Annotated in this window: 14 protein-coding genes; 5 read left to right on the top strand and 9 right to left on the bottom strand. The window is 61.6% G+C overall.

Going from position 1 to position 16,932, the window contains the following annotated elements:
• Nucleotides 1-63: 63 nt before the first annotated feature.
• The 3 genes from HC757_RS07495 to greB form a co-directional block, all read right to left on the bottom strand.
• A complete protein-coding gene (locus HC757_RS07495; protein ID WP_169563706.1) occupies nucleotides 64-2,442 on the bottom strand; it encodes a Tex family protein in 2,379 nt (792 codons plus the stop codon).
• Between the two features lie 122 nt (nucleotides 2,443-2,564).
• Nucleotides 2,565-4,373, bottom strand: coding sequence for a thiamine pyrophosphate-binding protein (locus HC757_RS07490; RefSeq protein WP_169563705.1), 1,809 nt, complete (start codon nucleotides 4,371-4,373; stop codon nucleotides 2,565-2,567).
• 129 nt (nucleotides 4,374-4,502) lie between these two features.
• Nucleotides 4,503-4,988, bottom strand: a complete 486-nt coding sequence (greB, locus tag HC757_RS07485) for a transcription elongation factor GreB (protein WP_169563704.1) — start codon at nucleotides 4,986-4,988, stop codon at nucleotides 4,503-4,505.
• Nucleotides 4,989-5,186: 198 nt separating this feature from the next.
• Here greB and modA point away from each other — a divergent pair, with 198 nt between their 5' ends.
• The 3 genes from modA to modC are packed head-to-tail and all read left to right on the top strand — an operon-like array spanning nucleotide 5,187 to nucleotide 7,877.
• Nucleotides 5,187-6,038: a molybdate ABC transporter substrate-binding protein gene (gene modA / locus HC757_RS07480; RefSeq protein WP_244623302.1), complete on the top strand. Its 852-nt coding sequence runs from the start codon at nucleotides 5,187-5,189 to the stop codon at nucleotides 6,036-6,038.
• A complete protein-coding gene (gene modB, locus HC757_RS07475; RefSeq protein WP_169563703.1) occupies nucleotides 6,028-6,780 on the top strand; it encodes a molybdate ABC transporter permease subunit in 753 nt (250 codons plus the stop codon). The genes modA and modB overlap by 11 nt, the downstream gene beginning before the upstream one ends.
• Complete coding sequence (gene modC, locus HC757_RS07470; protein WP_169563702.1) at nucleotides 6,774-7,877, top strand: molybdenum ABC transporter ATP-binding protein ModC; 1,104 nt, start codon at nucleotides 6,774-6,776, stop codon at nucleotides 7,875-7,877. Before modB ends, modC begins: the two co-directional genes overlap by 7 nt.
• Here the strand turns inward: modC and HC757_RS07465 are convergent.
• The 6 genes from HC757_RS07465 to HC757_RS07440 all read right to left on the bottom strand — a co-directional run bounded on the left by HC757_RS07465 (nucleotide 7,874) and on the right by HC757_RS07440 (nucleotide 14,660).
• On the bottom strand, nucleotides 7,874-8,356 hold the full coding sequence (locus HC757_RS07465; RefSeq protein ID WP_169563701.1) for a DUF4440 domain-containing protein: 483 nt from the start codon (nucleotides 8,354-8,356) through the stop codon (nucleotides 7,874-7,876). The two genes, modC and HC757_RS07465, sit on opposite strands and share 4 nt — an antisense overlap.
• A gap of 59 nt (nucleotides 8,357-8,415) precedes the next feature.
• Complete coding sequence (locus HC757_RS07460; RefSeq protein ID WP_169563700.1) at nucleotides 8,416-10,758, bottom strand: heavy metal translocating P-type ATPase; 2,343 nt, start codon at nucleotides 10,756-10,758, stop codon at nucleotides 8,416-8,418.
• Between the two features lie 35 nt (nucleotides 10,759-10,793).
• On the bottom strand, nucleotides 10,794-11,336 hold the full coding sequence (locus HC757_RS07455) for a c-type cytochrome (protein WP_169563699.1): 543 nt from the start codon (nucleotides 11,334-11,336) through the stop codon (nucleotides 10,794-10,796).
• 76 nt (nucleotides 11,337-11,412) lie between these two features.
• Complete coding sequence (locus tag HC757_RS07450) at nucleotides 11,413-11,733, bottom strand: hypothetical protein (protein ID WP_169563698.1); 321 nt, start codon at nucleotides 11,731-11,733, stop codon at nucleotides 11,413-11,415.
• A gap of 39 nt (nucleotides 11,734-11,772) precedes the next feature.
• Nucleotides 11,773-12,747 carry a copper resistance protein B gene (locus tag HC757_RS07445; protein WP_244623296.1) on the bottom strand — a complete coding sequence of 325 codons (975 nt, stop codon included), beginning with the start codon at nucleotides 12,745-12,747 and terminating at the stop codon, nucleotides 11,773-11,775.
• Nucleotides 12,744-14,660 (bottom strand): copper resistance system multicopper oxidase, encoded by a 1,917-nt coding sequence (locus HC757_RS07440; RefSeq protein ID WP_244623295.1) that lies wholly within the window; start codon nucleotides 14,658-14,660, stop codon nucleotides 12,744-12,746. The genes HC757_RS07445 and HC757_RS07440 overlap by 4 nt, the downstream gene beginning before the upstream one ends.
• Before the next feature lie 176 nt (nucleotides 14,661-14,836).
• On the opposite strand from HC757_RS07440, the gene HC757_RS07435 reads away from it, so the two are divergent.
• Nucleotides 14,837-15,520, top strand: a complete 684-nt coding sequence (locus HC757_RS07435) for a heavy metal response regulator transcription factor (protein WP_169563928.1) — start codon at nucleotides 14,837-14,839, stop codon at nucleotides 15,518-15,520.
• The gene (locus tag HC757_RS07430) at nucleotides 15,514-16,920 is read left to right on the top strand and encodes a heavy metal sensor histidine kinase (protein ID WP_169563697.1); all 1,407 of its coding nucleotides are present in this window, start codon (nucleotides 15,514-15,516) and stop codon (nucleotides 16,918-16,920) included. Before HC757_RS07435 ends, HC757_RS07430 begins: the two co-directional genes overlap by 7 nt.
• The last annotated feature ends 12 nt before the right edge of the window (nucleotides 16,921-16,932 follow it).

Raw genomic sequence — 16,932 nt, 5'->3', positions numbered from 1 at the left:
CAAGGCGGCAAACGAAAACGCCACAGCGGGATCGCTGTGGCGTTTGCGCATTCTGGGCGCGGGTTATTTCTTCAGCTTGGCGAAGGCATCGGCGAAGGCGTTGCCCATGGCGGCATTGGCCGGTGCCTTGGCTGAGGCTTTAGCTGAGGCTTTAGCCGCGGGTTTCGCCGCTTTCTGAGCGCCGTTATGGCCCTTGCCCTGACCCTTGTTTTGCCCCTGATGGTGGCGAGGGGCGGCCGCAGGCATGGGTTGCTCGTCCAGGCGCATGCTCAGGCCTATGCGGCGGCGCTCGACATCCACTTCCATCACCTTGACCTTGACCACATCCCCGGCCTTGACCACAGTATGGGGATCGCTGACAAACTTGTCGGTCAGGGAAGAGATGTGTACCAGACCGTCCTGATGTACCCCTATGTCGACGAAGGCGCCGAAGTTGGTCACATTGGTCACCACACCTTCGAGTATCATCTCCGGCTTGAGGTGCTTAAGCTCCTCGACGCCATCCTTGAACTTGGCGGTCTTGAACTCGCCGCGGGGATCGCGTCCCGGCTTATCCAGCTCGGCCAGTATGTCGGTCACTGTCGGCAAACCAAACTCGGCGGTGATAAATTCCTCGGCCTTGATCTCCCGCAGCAAGTCGCTGTTGCCCAGCAGGCTGGCCAGTGGCAGTCGCTTGGCGGCGGCTATCTGCTCCACCAGCTTGTAAGCCTCGGGGTGCACGGATGAGGCGTCCAATGGGTTGTCGCCGTCACGGATCCGCAGGAAGCCGGCCGCCTGCTCGTAGGCCTTGGGCCCGAGCCGCGCCACCTTCAGCAGCTGCTTGCGGTTGCTGAACTGGCCGTTGGTGTCGCGGTAGTCGACCACATTCTTCGCCAGCGTCTTGTTGAGTCCGGCCACCTGGGCCAATAAAGGGGCGGAGGCCATGTTAAGATCCACGCCGACACAGTTGACACAGTCTTCGACCACGGCATCCAGCGACTGGGACAGTTGGCTCTGACTGACGTCATGCTGGTACTGGCCGACCCCTATGGATTTGGGTTCTATCTTGACCAATTCCGCCAGGGGATCCTGCAGGCGGCGGGCGATGGAAACGGCGCCGCGGATCGACACATCCAGATCCGGAAACTCGTTGGCGGCCAGTTCGGATGCCGAATACACAGAGGCGCCCGCTTCGCTGACCATCACCTTGGCCAATTGCGGCTGACCTTCGCCCTCGGCGCCGGCTTTGAGGTTGGCGATCAGCTCGGCGGCCAACTTGTCTGTCTCCCGCGAGGCGGTGCCGTTGCCTATGGCGATCAGCTCCACCTTATGCATCTTGACCAGGTTGGCCAGGGTGCGCAGGGACTTGTCCCAGAGGTTTTGCGGCGCATGGGGGAAGATGGTGCTGTGGGCCAGCAACTTACCCGTGTTGTCGACGATAGCCACCTTGACCCCGGTACGCAGGCCGGGATCCAGTCCCATGGTGGCCTTGGCGCCGGCGGGAGCCGCCATCAGCAAGTCGCCCAGGTTGCGGGCGAACACCTTGATGGCTTCGGCTTCGGCGCGCTCGCGCATGGCAGACACGAACTCTGTCTCCATCTGCAGCGCGATCTTGATGCGCCAGGTGGCCGTCACTACCGTCTTGAGCCAGAGATCCACAGGGCTGGTGCTCAGGTTCAGTTTGAAGTGCTCGGCTATGATCACCTCGCAATAACTGCCCGACTTGGCCTCGGCCTTATCGACCGAGGGATCGGCATTCATCGACAGGCTGAGTATGCCTTCGTTGCGACCGCGCAACATGGCCAACGCCCTGTGGGATGGCACCTTGGCCAGGGCCTCCGTATGTTCGAAATAATCGCGGAACTTGGCGCCTTCCTTCTCTTTGCCGGCGATCACCCGGCTTTCCAGCACACAGTGCTGGCTCAGGTGCTCACGCAGCTTGCGCAGCAACTCTGCGTCTTCGGCGAAGCGCTCCATCAGGATATAACGCGCGCCCTCGAGCACTGCCTTGGTATCGGCGAAGCCTTCACACAGGTACTCGCTCGCCCTGGCCTCTATATCAGCCTGGCGATCGGCCAGCAGCATGTCCGCCAGCGGCTCGAGCCCGGCTTCGGTGGCAATCTGCCCCTTGGTGCGGCGCTTGGGCTTGTAGGGCAGGTAGAGATCTTCCAGCCGTGTCTTGCTGTCGGCCGTCTCCAGCGCCTGTTGCAGCTCGGGCGTCAACTTGCCCTGGGCCGTTATGCTGGAGAGGATCACCTGACGCCTGTCGTGCAGTTCACGCAGGTAACTCAGGCGGGAATTCAGGGTACGCAACTGGGTATCGTCCAGGCCACCCGTGGCTTCTTTACGGTAACGGGCGACGAAGGGAACCGTCGAGCCTTCGTCCAACAGTGCTATGGTGGCGCTGACTTGTTGCTCGCGGACATTGAGTTCCTGAGCGATGATCTGAGCAATATTTTGCATAAAAATACGTCTTGCCTGGAAAATGAAACCTGATTGCGCCAAAGATACCACAGGCAAGTGACAGATTTCATGTTTAACAGGCGCCGCCCCCCAGAGAAAGACCCGACGCCCGAACCCAGCGCCTATCGACCGCAGAGACGCCGCCAGTCGGCCGTGGCCTCGGCATTGCCATTGCGATAGCCGATATAGGTATTGAGTTTCCTGGCGATCTCACTCTGATATTCAGGGTTTAGGGCTACCGGGATCTCGATCAGATGCAGGCCACCGACAGCCGCTGTATGCAACAGGCAGGCAAACAGGGACTCGGCCGTGTGACACTCATGCCCCTGTCCACCATAGGCCCTGATCAGCAACTTGGGATCGAAACCGTCCGCATTGCAGGCATAGATGGGGGCATCGCCCGCCTTGCCCAGGTGAAATATGTTGTTGCGCATGTAAATCAGGGTGAGATTGGCCCCCTGTTTCTGCAGGTTGATCAGCTCATTGGCCTGGAAGTTGAAACCGCCGTCGCCGGTCAACACCAGCATGGGCTGTGTGCTGCCGCACTCGGCCAATTGATCCGCCACCGCCCTGGCATAGGCCAGGCTGGTGCCCATGGCGGCATACCAGGGATTGGCCAGATAGCTGCGGCCTATGTCGCTCGCCTGGGCCACCAATTCGAAACTGGCGAACAAGGCATTGCCCACCTCGGGCAGGAAGATGTAAGGCTCAGGCAGAGCTTGCTGGGCCAGGTTCACTGTCTGCGCCAGGTTGTGATAACCCAGCACTTCCGACCCCGGCAGTGGCGAAGGCTCTGACTCGGGCTCGGGCTCGGCGGCCAGGAAACGGTACGAAAATGCCGGCTGCAGCGGCATGGATGTCAAGGCATCCAGCACGGCACTCGTGTCCAGCTCCCAGGGGGCCGTGCCCTTGAGCATCGTCTTGTTGGGGTGATTGTCTATCCCATGGGTACGACTGCCGAAGGCATTATTGGTGTCCGAGGGAAAGATGGCACCGCCTATCTCCAGCACATAATCCGCCTGTGATTCTATATAGGCCTGATGCGGCAGGCGGCTGAAGACGCCGTTGTAACTGCCGAGGCAGAGAGGATGGGTTTCATCCAGCATCCCCTTGGCAAACCAGCTGCAGGCGTAGGGCAACTGCAACCTATGGCAGAAATCGAGTATCCGCGCCAGCAGGGGGCGGTTGAGGCGCAGTGTCTCCCCCAGATACAGCAGAGGGGCGCTGGCCCGGCTCAAGCGACTGGCGATCTCAGTGGCGATCATCTCGGCACCGCCGAGGTTGAGCGGCAAGCGGCTTCTCAGCTGCGCCAGTTCCGCCGGCAACTGCAATCTCTGGGTCCGCTGGCCTATGAGATCCCTGGGGATCTCGATAAATACCGGCTGGCGCTGCAGGTAGGCATGGCTGAGTAATTCCAGACATTGGGCGGCTGCCATGTTGGGCTGGCCGCTGTGGCGCTGTCCCTGCAGGCGCTCCGCCCGCACTCCCAAGGCACGAAACGCATTGAGCGCCGCATCCAGATCCGTATGCCAGGCGGTGTGGGGATGCACCGTATGGTGCAGCGCCTCGCGGCCAACCTCCTCTTCCCCCGGCGCCCCGGAGAGCAGCACCAGGGGCAGCCCCTCGGTTCTGGCGAGTGCCGCCGCCGAGGTACAAGGCAGGCTGCCGACGGTATAAGTGGTCAGGCAGACGCCCAAGGCATTCAACTCGGCCTGGGCACAGGCACTGAAACCTGCATGCATCTCGTTACTCGATGGCAGCACCTCGAGATGTCCATCCAAGGCATTGATCAGATTGGCAACGAAATCGCCGCCCACGCCATAGAGGCGTTTAACGCCGAAGAAACACAATAATTCACCCAGGCTGTCGCCCAGGCTAGGCAGGCTGGTGTAATAGTCCCGACCAAAGTTTTGGCTGATGGTAGAAGGCACGTCTCATTCCTCTGAGCTGATATTGACTCCAGCCTAAAGCCACGTCCCTTCCCCGGCCTTGATCTTGATCAGTTTTGCCGGCGCCGCGCGCCGCTGCGGCCGTAATCCCTGCGTTACAAGCCGCCCCTGCTACTCCTCGTCGAAGGGCCGGTAACGTATCAGATTGATATACCATTCCTTGGGACCGGACGGGGTCTGGACTACGACCTCATCGTCTACCTGTTTGCCTATCAGGGCCCGCGCCATGGGCGAGTCTATGGTGATATAGCCCAGCTTGGTATCCAGCTCATCCTTGCCGACGATGCGATAACGCACCTTGTCGCCGGCCTCGTTTTCCAGCTCGAACCAGGCACCGAAGAAGATCTTGCCCTCCTGCTGGGGCGAATAATCGACTATCTTCAGCTCTTCCAGGCGCTTGACCAGATACCTGACCCGGCTGTCTATCTGCCGCAGCAGGCGTTTGTTGTAGGTGTAATCGGCATTCTCGGATCTGTCACCCTGGGCCGCCGCCTCCTGCACCTTGAGGGTGATCTGCGGCCGGTATTCCTTCCACAGATACTTAAGCTCTTTGTCCAGGGCTTCCCAGCCTTTACGGGTAATTAAATGGGCTTTCATGGCACTTTTCTCACAAGCTTGTTCATAAGCCTAATGGGGACATTGCCTGGCCCATGCAGACTAGCGCTATGGGCAGGCTTAGATAAGGGCATCATATTCGCAATCCAGCGCCAGAGGCAAATTCCCGGACGCAGATTTGCCTGGGCACTGAGACTCATGTATATATCGGAACACGAATAGGGCTTAAGGAACAGTGGGATGAGGCAGACCAAGGGACACGCTCGCGCCAAGGGTGCCGTCAAGGGGATAGGGCTGGTCATGGCCCTATTTCTCGGCATCTTCACGGCCACAGTCGCGGGTGTGAAGCAGTGCGCCGCCCGGGAAAGGCTACTGGTGTTTGCCGCCGCCTCCCTGACGGATGTGATGACGGAAATCGGCGCCGACTTCGATGCCAGGCAGGGCAGCAAGACAGTGTTCTCCTTCGCCGCGTCTTCCACCCTGGCACGGCAGATAGCCCTGGGCGCGCCGGCGGCGCTGTTCGTCTCGGCCAATCGGGACTGGATGGATTACCTGGCCGAAAAACAGGCCATAGACAAGGACAGTCGCCGCACCTTGGCGACCAATGCCCTGGTATTGATCGCCCCCAAGGCCAGCCCACTGACGGAACTCAGGCTCGACGCCGGCTGGGATCTCGCCGCCGCCCTGGGGGATGGACGCCTGGCGGTCGGCGATCCCGACCATGTGCCGGCGGGGCGCTACGCCAAACAGGCGCTGCAACACCTGGGGCTCTGGGCCCAGGCAGAGCCCAGGCTCGCCCGGGCCAACAATGTCCGTGGCGCCCTGGCATTGGTCGAGCGGGGCGAGGCCAGGCTTGGGATAGTGTACCGCTCGGATGTTTACCCTGTGGCTGCGCCAAGCGCCGGGGTGAAGACGCTGGCCACTTTTCCACAGACGAGTCACGAGCAGATCCAATACCCTGTTGCCCTGATAGTGGGCCGGGATGAGACCAAGACGAGCGCCACGGCCGCGGCCTTCCTCGCCTATCTGCAGACCCGGGCCGCCAAGGCCGTGCTGCTCAAGCATGGTTTCGGGGTCCCGGATGTTGACTGACGCCATGGCCGGTGCCGCCTTAACCGGCGGCCTACGCTTATCAGACTTAGGCTTAACTGAGTATGAAATCTCCGCCCTGTTGCTCAGCCTCAAGGTAGCGCTGGCCTCCGTTGCCTTCAGCCTGCCTGTGGGGATCTTCTGCGCCTGGTTGCTGGCGCGGAAAGAGTTTCGGGGCAAGGCGCTGTTCGACAGCCTGCTGCACCTGCCGCTGGTGCTGCCGCCTGTGGTGACGGGTTACCTGCTGCTGGTCGCCATGGGCAGACAGGGGCTGATAGGTAAATACCTGTACGACTGGTTCGGCCTGAGTTTCAGCTTCAGTTGGCGCGGCGCGGCACTGGCGTCGGCGCTGGTGTCCTTTCCGCTGATGGTCAGGGCCATACGCCAGGCATTCGAGGCGGTAGACCCAGGCCTGGAGCAGGCGGCCCGCACCTTAGGCGCCGGCCGCTGGCGGGTGTTCTGCAGCATCACGCTGCCGCTGTCCCTGGCCGGCATCATCTCAGGGATGGTGTTGGCCTTCGCACGCAGCCTGGGCGAATTCGGCGCCACCATCACCTTCGTCTCCAACATTCCCGGGGAAACCCGCACCCTGCCGCTGGCCATGTTCAGCTTCATAGAAACCCCGGGGGCCGAGGCGCAGGCGGCACGCCTGTGCGTCATCGCCATTGGCATAGCCCTGCTGGCCCTGCTGGCATCCCAGTACCTGAGCCGGCGGGTCCACAGCGCCAGGGGGACAGAATGCTGAACATTAAACTGGAGAAACGACTCGGCGATGTTTGCCTCAAAGTCGACGCCAGCCTGCCGCTCAAGGGGGTGACGGCCGTCTTCGGCCTCTCGGGGGCAGGCAAGAGCTCGCTGATCAACATGTTGGCGGGCCTTGTCACCCCGGACAGCGGCAGCATAGCCCTGGGGCAGGAGTGGCTGTTTAACAGCGAGCAGGGCATTAACCTGGCGGTGGAAAAGCGCCGCACCGGCTATGTGTTCCAGGATGCGCGCCTCTTCCCCCATTACAAGGTGCGCGGCAACCTCAACTATGGCAACAAGGATAAAGATCCGGTGCATTTCGACCGGATAGTCGCACTGCTGGGCCTGGAGTCGCTGCTGGAGCGCTACCCTGCGACCCTCTCGGGCGGCGAGAAACAGCGGGTCGCCATGGGCCGCGCCCTGCTCAGCCGCCCCAGGCTGCTGTTGCTGGACGAACCCCTGGCTTCGCTGGACGCCCCCCGTAAACGCGAGCTGCTGCCCTACCTGCAGGCGCTGGCCGAACACCTGGCCATCCCCATCATCTATGTCAGCCATAGCCTAGATGAGATATTGCAACTGGCGGATCGCCTGCTGGTGCTGGAGCGTGGGCAGCAAGTCGCCTGCGGACCACTGCAGCAGGTATGGGACAGCCAGGCGCTGCGGCCCTGGGTCGAGGCTCCGGCGCAAGGCTCCTTGCTGCTCGCCGAGATAGGCGAGGTTCACCCCGAATACAATATGACCAGGCTACGGCTCGGCGACAATGCCGAACTCTGGGTCAGCGGCAGGCTGACGAATGTGGGTGACAGCGTCAGGGTGAGAGTCCACAGCCAGCAAGTGTCCGTCTGCCTCCAGCGTCCCGAGGGCAGCAGCATACGCAACATACTGGCGGTCACCCTGGCCGAGATACGTCAGCAGGATGAGGATAGGGTGCGGCTCAAGCTGGCGCTGGCCGGTACCCATCTATGGGCCAACATCACCCCCTGGGCCAGGGATGAACTGGGGCTGACCGTGGGCCAGACTCTGTTCGCCCAGATCAAGGGCCTGAGCATAGGCGCGGAAGATATAGCCCCGGCTCATCTCCTTAAGCGGTTCAGCTAGTTAGACCAATGTATATGGACTATTTTCCAGCCGGCATCCGTGCGCCTCAGCACCAGGGTCTCCAGACTTTCAGAGTCCACCTGCTTACCCTTGTACTCCCCGTGGTTCTCGCTTCTGGCCAGGGAGATTGCCGTATCCCCCATCACAGTCACCTTGTGCTCTAGGGTCTTACTCGGGGCCGAAGCCAGAAACTGGATGTCGGCCAACATATGATGCTTGGCATATTCTTCGGCCGAGCGTTCGACGCCTTTGCCTTCGAAGATCATCACATCATCCGCCAACAGCGCCCTGGCCGCGGCCGCATCGCCACTGGCCAGCGCACTGTGAAACTGCTGTACCGCCTTGGCCGCCTGGGTCTCCAAGCCGCTGAACAGAGCCTTATCTTGCCCATGGGATTCGGCGCCGTGCGCCTGCAGCTCCAGGGGTAGTGAGGCGCACAGGGTTAACAGGGCACCACCGACGGCTATAGCTAACTTCATGTATTTTCTCCAAGATGAATTAAGACATACTCGAGCCCAAAGAGCCCAGGATCAAAGGTTCAGTCGCGTCTGAAACGCCGCAACCGCAGCGCATTGGTCACCACAGACACTGAGCTCAGGCTCATGGCCAGGGCGGCAAACATGGGGGAGAGTAACACCCCAAACGCAGGATATAACACGCCGGCCGCTATGGGTACCCCCAAGGCATTGTACAGAAAAGCGAAAGTCAGATTCTGATGCATGTTGTCGACCGTGGCCACCGAGATGGCTCTGGCCTTGGCTATGCCGCGCAGATCGCCTTTGACCAGCGTCACATGGGCCGAGCTCATGGCGACATCCGTGCCCGTGCCCATGGCGATGCCGACATCGGCCGCCGCCAGCGCGGGTGCATCGTTGATGCCGTCCCCCGCCATGGCGACCCTGTGGCCCTCGCCCTGCAGGCGCTTGACCAGTTGATATTTGTCTTGTGGGCGCACCTCGCCGTAGATCTCCTCCAGCCCCAGGCGTTGGCCGACGGCCCTGGCGGTCGTCAAGCCATCACCGGTCGCCATGATCAAGTGCAAACCGCTGGCCTTGAGTGCGGCTATGGCCTCTGCCGTGGTGGCCTTGACGGGATCGGCCACAGCCAGGAGGCCGGCGAGCTTGGCTGCAACCGCCAGGTAGATGACGCTGGCGCCCTCCAAACGCAGGGCTTCGGCCTCGGCGGCCAGGGGTTGCCAGGCCACGCCCATCTCTTCCATCAGGGCGCTGTTGCCCAGCGCCAGGGCTTGCCCTGCTACCCGGCCGCGCACCCCTATCCCTGAGGCGGATTCGAACTCCTCTGCCTGGCTCAATCTCAGGTTACGGCTGGCGGCCTCGGCCACCAGCGCCTGGGCCAACGGGTGTTCGCTGCCCAAGTCCAGGCTGGCGGCGAGACGCAACAGCTCATCCTCGCTGAAGCCGGCGGCCGGGACAGCGCCATGAAATGCCGGCTTGCCCTTGGTCAAGGTGCCCGTCTTGTCCACTATCAGGGTATCCACCCGGCGCAGCTGCTCGATCGCGGCGGCATCCTTGAACAACACCCCCTGGGTGGCGGCGTTGCCTGTGGCGACCATCACAGACATGGGGGTGGCCAAACCCAGGGCACAGGGGCAGGCGATGATCAACACAGCGACCGCATTGATCAGCCCGAAGACCCAGCTGGGCTCGGGGCCGAACACCCCCCACAGCAGCAGGGTCAGGAGGGAAATGAACAGCACCAGCAGCACGAAATAGCCTGCCACCCGGTCCGCCATCCGCTGCATGGGTGCCCGGCTGCGCTGGGCGCTGGCCACCAGCTGCACTATTTGCGCCAGCACGGTGGCGGCGCCGACCTTCTCGGCGCGCATCACCAGGGCGCCGCTGGTGTTGAGCGAGGCGCCGATCAAGGCATCACCCGCCCGCTTGCTGACCGGCATGGGTTCCCCCGTGAGCATAGATTCGTCGACCGCACTGGCACCCTCGAGCACCAGACCATCCACCGGCACCTTCTCACCCGGGCGCACCCTCAGCCTATCCCCGACTTGCACCTGGCTCAGGGGAATATCCGTCTCTGTGCCATCCTCGGCCAGGCGTCTGGCGGTCTTGGGTGCCAGCCCCAGCAGGGCACGGATGGCGGCGCCGGTTTGCGAACGCGCCTTGAGCTCCAGCAGCTGCCCCAACAGGGTGAGGGAGATGATCACCGCCGCGGCCTCGAAGTACACTGCCACCCGCCCGTCCAGGCGGAAGGAATCGGGAAACAGCCCAGGCACCAGGGTGGCGATTAGGCTGTAGAGGTAGGCCGCTCCCGTCCCTGTGCCTATCAGGGTCCACATGTTGGGCGCCCGCTGCACCAGGGAGCTGCCCCAGCGCTCGAAGAAGGGCTTGCCCGCCCAGAGCACCACAGGGGTCGCCAGCAGCAGCTCGACCCAGGGGCGCGCCGCCCCCAACAGGGAGTCGAAGACGCTGCCGGACATGGAAATCACGGCGACAGCGACGGTGAAGGGCAGGCTCCACCAGAAGCGACGGCGAAAATCATCGAGTTCAGGATTGGCTTCGGCCTCGGCGGCCGGCTGCATGGGTTCCAACGCCATGCCGCATTTAGGGCAAGTGCCGGGACCGAGCTGCACCACTTCCGGATGCATGGGGCAGGTGTATTCGCCCCCGCTCTCGGTTGCCGCCGCCGTTGCACTCGCCCCGGCGGCGCTGCCCACCTCGGGCTGCAGGTAACGCTGGGGATCTGCGACAAACTTCTGCCGGCAATGAGCACTGCAGAAATAATAGTGTTTCCCGTCCAGGGTCGCCTCATGCTCGCTGGCGGCGGTCACCGTCATGCCACAGACGGGATCCGCTAATCCGGGTTCGCCGCCCGGATGGGAATGTGCCTGGTGATCGTCATGGCTCATGGCTTAACCTCGCTCTGTGTGCTCAATGCCTGCTCTCAGTGCTGCTCTGTGTCGGACTCGGCACGGGCCGTCAGGATCTGGTATTGCTCGGGCGACAGCTCGGGCAGCCGCTGCAGGAAGGCTACCATGTTCCAGATCCTGTCATCGTCATGGCTCGGCCCCCAGGCCGGCATGCCCGAGGCCTTGATGCCATGCTTTATGATCCAGAAACGTATCCGCGCCTCGGCCGTGGCGTCCTCTTCATCGGTTTCCGCCTGGGTCAGGTTGGGTGGCACCGGGTAGAGGCCAAGGCTGAAGTCGCTCTGTTGCTTGCCCGGCTGCAGGTGGCAGCCGGCACACATGTCGTTATAGTCGGCGCCGCCCGCCAACAGGCGCTCGGCCTGGTTGAGATCTGCGGGCACCCGGATCTCCGCCGCCGCCCGCGCTATCGAGCGCTCGCGCAGGGTTTCCAGCGCCCAGTAGCTCAGGGGGTTGTGGGGCACATCGGCCCCCATGGGATAGAAACCCGAGTAGATAAAGGCTAACCCGGCGATGAGGGCGATAAAGACGGTCGCCAACAGACATTTCAACTTATCCATGTACTTTCCTTCGGTTAACGCCCCTGGCCCAGCTTAGGAGTTGGGCCAGGGGCTATGGCCTGGGCTAATCGGCGCCTCAGTGTTTATGTTTATGCTCAGGCTCAGGCTGGGGTTGGGGCTCGGTTTCTTCTTGTTTCTGCCGCTGCCCCTGCTCTTCGCGTATGTCTCCGGCGGCGGCATGTTCCGCATGCATCTGCTGCGTACATTTCCGCATCATGGCCTGCACCAGGGGATCTGTCATATCCATCTTGCTGTGATCCATGTCCTTCATGGCGGCGCAATTCGGCTTATGGCCATCCTTCATATGCTCCTTGGGATCGTGCGCCTGAGCCGGCAGACTCAGCAACGCCGACAGGCTCAAACATAATAGCGATAAGGATAAGTTAGCTTTGTTCATGGAATATTTCCTGTTGGGTTAAAAACTTATGTGGTGTCTTCAGAACCAGAAGCGTACACCTGCAACATAGCGGGTGTCGCGATCCGCGTCACCTGCGCGGGTCGCATAATCTGCCGTCCGGCCGAACTTGGCCGCCCACTCTACACCTATATAGGGGGCAAATCGCCGTGAAAACTCATAGCGCAGCCTCAGCCCCAGGCTGGCATCCGTCAGTCCGCTGCCAATGCCATTGGCCTCGTCGTCCCTGCCGTACAGAGTCAACTCGGCCCGTGGCTGCAGCACCAGGCGCTGGCTGAGCAATAATTCGTATTCTGCCTCGAGCGCCAATGCCGTCCGGCCACCCGCGCCCAGGTAGGCGGTCAGGTCCAACTCGAACCAGTAAGGCGCCAGGCCCTGTGCCCCCAATGCCAGCCACTGACGCGCCTGGCCCTCGGATGAATCCAGCCTGAGCCCCAGCTGGGCATCCCAGAAACTGTCGATCGCATGGCTCCAGAGCAGCTCGGTTTCGCTGTCTGTAAGTTTGCCGGCGGCCCACTCGCCTTCGGCCTTGAGCATCAGGCGATCATAGGTCTTGCCATACCAGGCCTGCACATCATACTGACCTGTATCCGTCCCCCTGGACGAGCCGTCTCCGGCGTATTCGAAGCGCTCGAACAACAGGCTCCAGAAGGCGTGCTCGTCGGCGAGGCGCAGCTGCCGGGGACCGGGCAAGGCATAGGCCCCCGAATCCAGAGTATAGCCATCGGCATAGGCATGGGGATCCCTGACCTCCTCGGTCTCGGGGGCCATGGTTTCATGAGACATGGCTTCATGGGGCACAGCTTCTTGAGACATAGTTTCATGAGACACAGCTTCATGCGACATGGCTTCATGAGTCATGGTTTCATGGGGCACTGCTTCATGCTGCATGGCCATGGGGGTTGCCTGTTCGTCGGCCTGGGCGGTCGCAGCCAGCAGCCAGGTCGCGACCAGGACGCCCAAGCGGGTCTTAACGCCGATATTCATGTCCTTCATGCCACCACCACCTCGCGGAACATGCCCGCATCCATATGAAACAAGAGATGACAATGCCAGGCCCAGCGCCCGGGCGCATCGGCGTTCACCAGAAAGCTGATTCTCTGGGCCGGCTGCACCGGAATGGTATGCCGCCTGACCATGAACTCGCCCTTGTCGTTTTCCAACTCGCTCCACATGCCATGCAAATGCATGGGATGCGTCATCATGGTGTCGTTTTGCAGTATGATCCTCAGGCGCTCCCCGTGACGGAAATGAACCGGGGTCGACTCGCCGAACTCCAGGCCATCGAATGACCAGGAATAGCGTTCCATATTGCCCGTCAGATGCAATTCCAGCTCCCGTTCCGGCGGACGCTTGTCCAGCGGGCCGCCCCTGGTATGCTGGTCGGCCAGGGTCAGCACCCGACGGCCGTTATTGCGCAAACCCACCCCGGGATCGTCCAGATTGGTCCTGGGCATGTCGACCCGCATATCGACCGCCGGGCCATATTCGCTGCTGGCGTGGCGCACCTTGCGGGAAGGGATGGCGAGGGGATTGACCCTGTCATGCTCCATGGCCATGGCGCCGTCCATATTCATGCCGCCCATCTGATGCTGGCTGTGATCCATATTCATGCCGTCCATCTGATGCTGACTGTGATCCATATTCATGCCGTCCATCTGATGCTGACCGTGATCCATCTGCATGCCGCCCATCTGGTGTTGGCTGTGATCCATATTCATGCCGGCCATGGCGCCGTGGGACATGTTGCCCATCATGTCCGTCATGCTGAGCCAGACGGGGGCATCCATGGCGGGCACAGGCGCCGCCAATCCCGGCGCCAGCGCCAGGGTGCCGCGGGCATAGCCGCTGCGATCCATGGATTGGGCGAAGATGCAGTAGGCCTCATCCTCGGGTTTGACCAGCACATCATAGGTCTCGCCCGGGCCAAACCTGAACTCATCGACAGTGACCGGCTCGAGCGCCTGGCCATCTGCCTGTATCAGGGTCAGCGCCAGCCCTGGGATGCGCACGTCGTAGAAGCTGTTGCTCGAACCATTGATGAACCTCAGCCTGACCTTCTCCCCCGGGCGATAAACCCCGGTCCAGTTGCCATTGGGTGACTGGCCATTGAGCAGGTGGGTGAAGGTTTCGGCCGACAAGTCCGCCAGATCGGTCGGGTTCATGCGCATCTCATTCCACATCTTGCGCATGGCGACGGCTTGAGTCACGCCATAGACAGAGGTGTCGCGGAAGAAGTCCCGCACCGTTGGCTTGTTGTAGTTGTAGTAGTCGCTCTGCTGTTTCAGCTTGGCGAACACAGACATGGGGTTTTCATCCGTCCAGTCGGACAGCTGCACCACAAAATCCCTGTCGGCCACCCCCGACTCTCCCTGTCTGGGCACTATCACTATGCTGCCGTACATGCCGGTCATTTCCTGGAAGCCGGTATGGGAGTGATACCAGTAAGTGCCCGACTGCTGCACCTTGAATCTATAGGTAAAAGTTTCTCCCGGACCTATGCCGCGATAGCTGATCCCAGGCACGCCATCCATCTGGAAGGGCAACAGCATGCCATGCCAATGCAGGGAGCTGGGCACAGACAGGCGATTCTTCACCCTTATGGTGACGGTATCGCCCTCGCGCCATACCAGGGTAGGGGCCGGAATCGCGCCATTGATGGCGGTTGCCATCCTCGGCTGGCCTGTGATGTTGACCCTGATGCTGTCGATGACCAGGTCAAACTCTGTGCCATGCAGTATGTTGGCGTCGGCCGCGGCGTTGCCCTGGGGCGCGCCATAGGCTGCGCCCAGGCGGCCGAGACTCAGGGCGACCGTCCCCGCCACCAGCCCTTGAACGAAGCGGCGCCTTGGCATGCTGGCAAGCCTGGCCTCCGGCCGATTCATCTCGGAAAACCTCTGTTTCGACATAATAGCGACACCTTTTCTCTAATATGGTTGCAGCTTAGGCCAGGGGCACTGACCGGGACATGACGCCAAGATTACAATACTGTCATCTTGGTGCCATGTTCTGGACAAAGTTGTCCGGGTGACATAATAAGGATAGCTGCCAAGCCAAAGAGGCCAAGCTGCAAATGGGGGAGATGATGCGCATACTGTTGGTCGAAGACGAGAAGAAAATTGGCGACTATCTACAGAAGGGCCTGGAAGAAGCCGGCTTCAGGGTACAGCTATGCCGTAATGGCCTGGACGGCTACCACAGAGCCATCACTGAAAGCTTCGAGCTGCTGATCCTCGACGTCATGTTGCCCGATATCGACGGCTGGCAGCTGCTGCAACAACTGCGGGAGGCCAAACATACCACCCCTGTGCTCTTCCTCACCGCCAGGGATAGCCTGGAGGACAAGGTGAAAGGCCTGGAGCTGGGCGCCGATGACTATCTGGTTAAACCCTTCGCCTTCGCCGAACTCCTGGCGCGGGTGCGCAGCCTGTTGCGCCGTGGGCTGAGGCAAGTGCTCCCGGACGAGTTGCAGGTGGACGATCTGCTGCTGGACATCCCCAGACGAAGAGCCAGCCGGGGCAATAGCCGCATACATCTGACGGGCAGGGAGTTCACCTTGCTCGAATTCCTGGTGCGCCATCGCGGGGAAGTGCTGCCCAGATCCCTCATAGCCTCCCAGGTCTGGGACATGAATTTCGACAGCGATACCAATGTGATAGATGTTGCCATCCGCCGCTTGCGGGCCAAGATAGACGATCCCTTTCCCACCAAGCTCATACACACGGTGCGCGGCATGGGCTATCGACTCGATATCGAAGAGCCATGCTGAGCCTCAAGTTGCCTCCGGGGCGGTCGCGGCTGTCACTCGCCGGCAGGGTCATGTTGCTGGTGGGCCTGACCCTGGCATTGTCCTTCCTGCTGCTGGGCACTGTGATAGATCACCTGATGAGGCAGCACTTTGCCAGACAGGATGCCTCTGAGCTGGCGGTGGTGGCCGAGTCGGTGCGCTCCATACTGGCGCAGCAGCCCCCGGAGGCCGAGCTTGCCCGGCTGCAGGCGGCGCTGCAACGGGCCGTGGTCGGCCATCACGGGGTCTATTTCGCCCTCTACAGCCGGACAGATCAACTCCTCTATCTGGCACAGGGCCCGGATCTCGGCCCGCTGCTGCACACCAGGGTGCAATCCAGGCTGGACCCTGAGCTGTTGCAACCATGGCAGGCACAGGGGCATAGCTACCGGGGCATAGCCCTGTCGAGCACCCTGAGCGATGGCCAAGAGGTGAAGCTCCTGCTCGCCGGCAAGATGGATTTTCACCTCCAATTCATCGCCAAATTCAGGCAGACGCTCTGGCTCATCATGGCCTGCGCCTGGCTGTTGACCATGATCTCCGCCTGGCTGGCGATAACCTGGGGCCATAGGCCGCTGTTGCTCCTGAGCCGGCAGATCCGCAGCATCAGTGCCGACCGGCTCGATATCCGGCTGCAACCCGAGCGGGTGCCGGCCGAGCTGAAGGAACTGGTAGTTGCATTCAACGCCATGATAACCCAGGTGGAATCCGGCTTCAGGCGCCTGACTCACTTCTCCGCCGATATCGCCCACGAGCTCCGTACCCCGCTCACCAATCTCGCCACCCAGGCCCAGGTAGCCCTGAGCCAGAGCCGCAGCAACGACGAGTACAGGGAGATCTTGTACTCCGGCCTGGAAGAATATGAGCGCCTGACCAAGATGGTCGGCGACATGCTGTGGCTGGCCAAGACAGATAACGGCCTGATAGTGCCGAACCTCACCCGGCTGACGCTGCAGACAGAGATCCTGGCCCTGTTCGATTATTTTGAGCCATGGGCGGAAGAGGCCGGGGTGCGACTGACACTCGCTGGCCAGGCCAGCCTCCAGGGCGACAGAGACATGCTGCGGCGGGCGCTGAGCAACCTCTTGGCCAACGCCATCAAGTATTCCCAGGCGCACACCAAGATAAGTGTCACGCTGGAGCAGGGGCCGGCGCTCGTCGGCATCAGAATCACCAACCAGGGTGCCCCCCTGACCCAAGCACAGCTGGCCCGGCTGTTCGACCGCTTCTATCGCGCCGATCCCGCCAGGCCAGGCAGCGGCGACAGTTCTGGGCTGGGGCTGGCGATCGTCAAGTCCATCATAGAAGTGCATAAGGGCAGCATAAGTGTCGACTCCCACCTAGGGCTCACCAGCTTCAGCCTCAGCCTGCCCAGGGGCTAGCGTCACTGCGCC

It is taken from the genome of Shewanella salipaludis (assembly GCF_012911865.1).
Taxonomy (GTDB): domain Bacteria; phylum Pseudomonadota; class Gammaproteobacteria; order Enterobacterales; family Shewanellaceae; genus Shewanella; species Shewanella salipaludis.
Note: the sequence above shows the minus strand (reverse complement) of the source record. Positions and strands in the feature narration are given on the sequence as shown.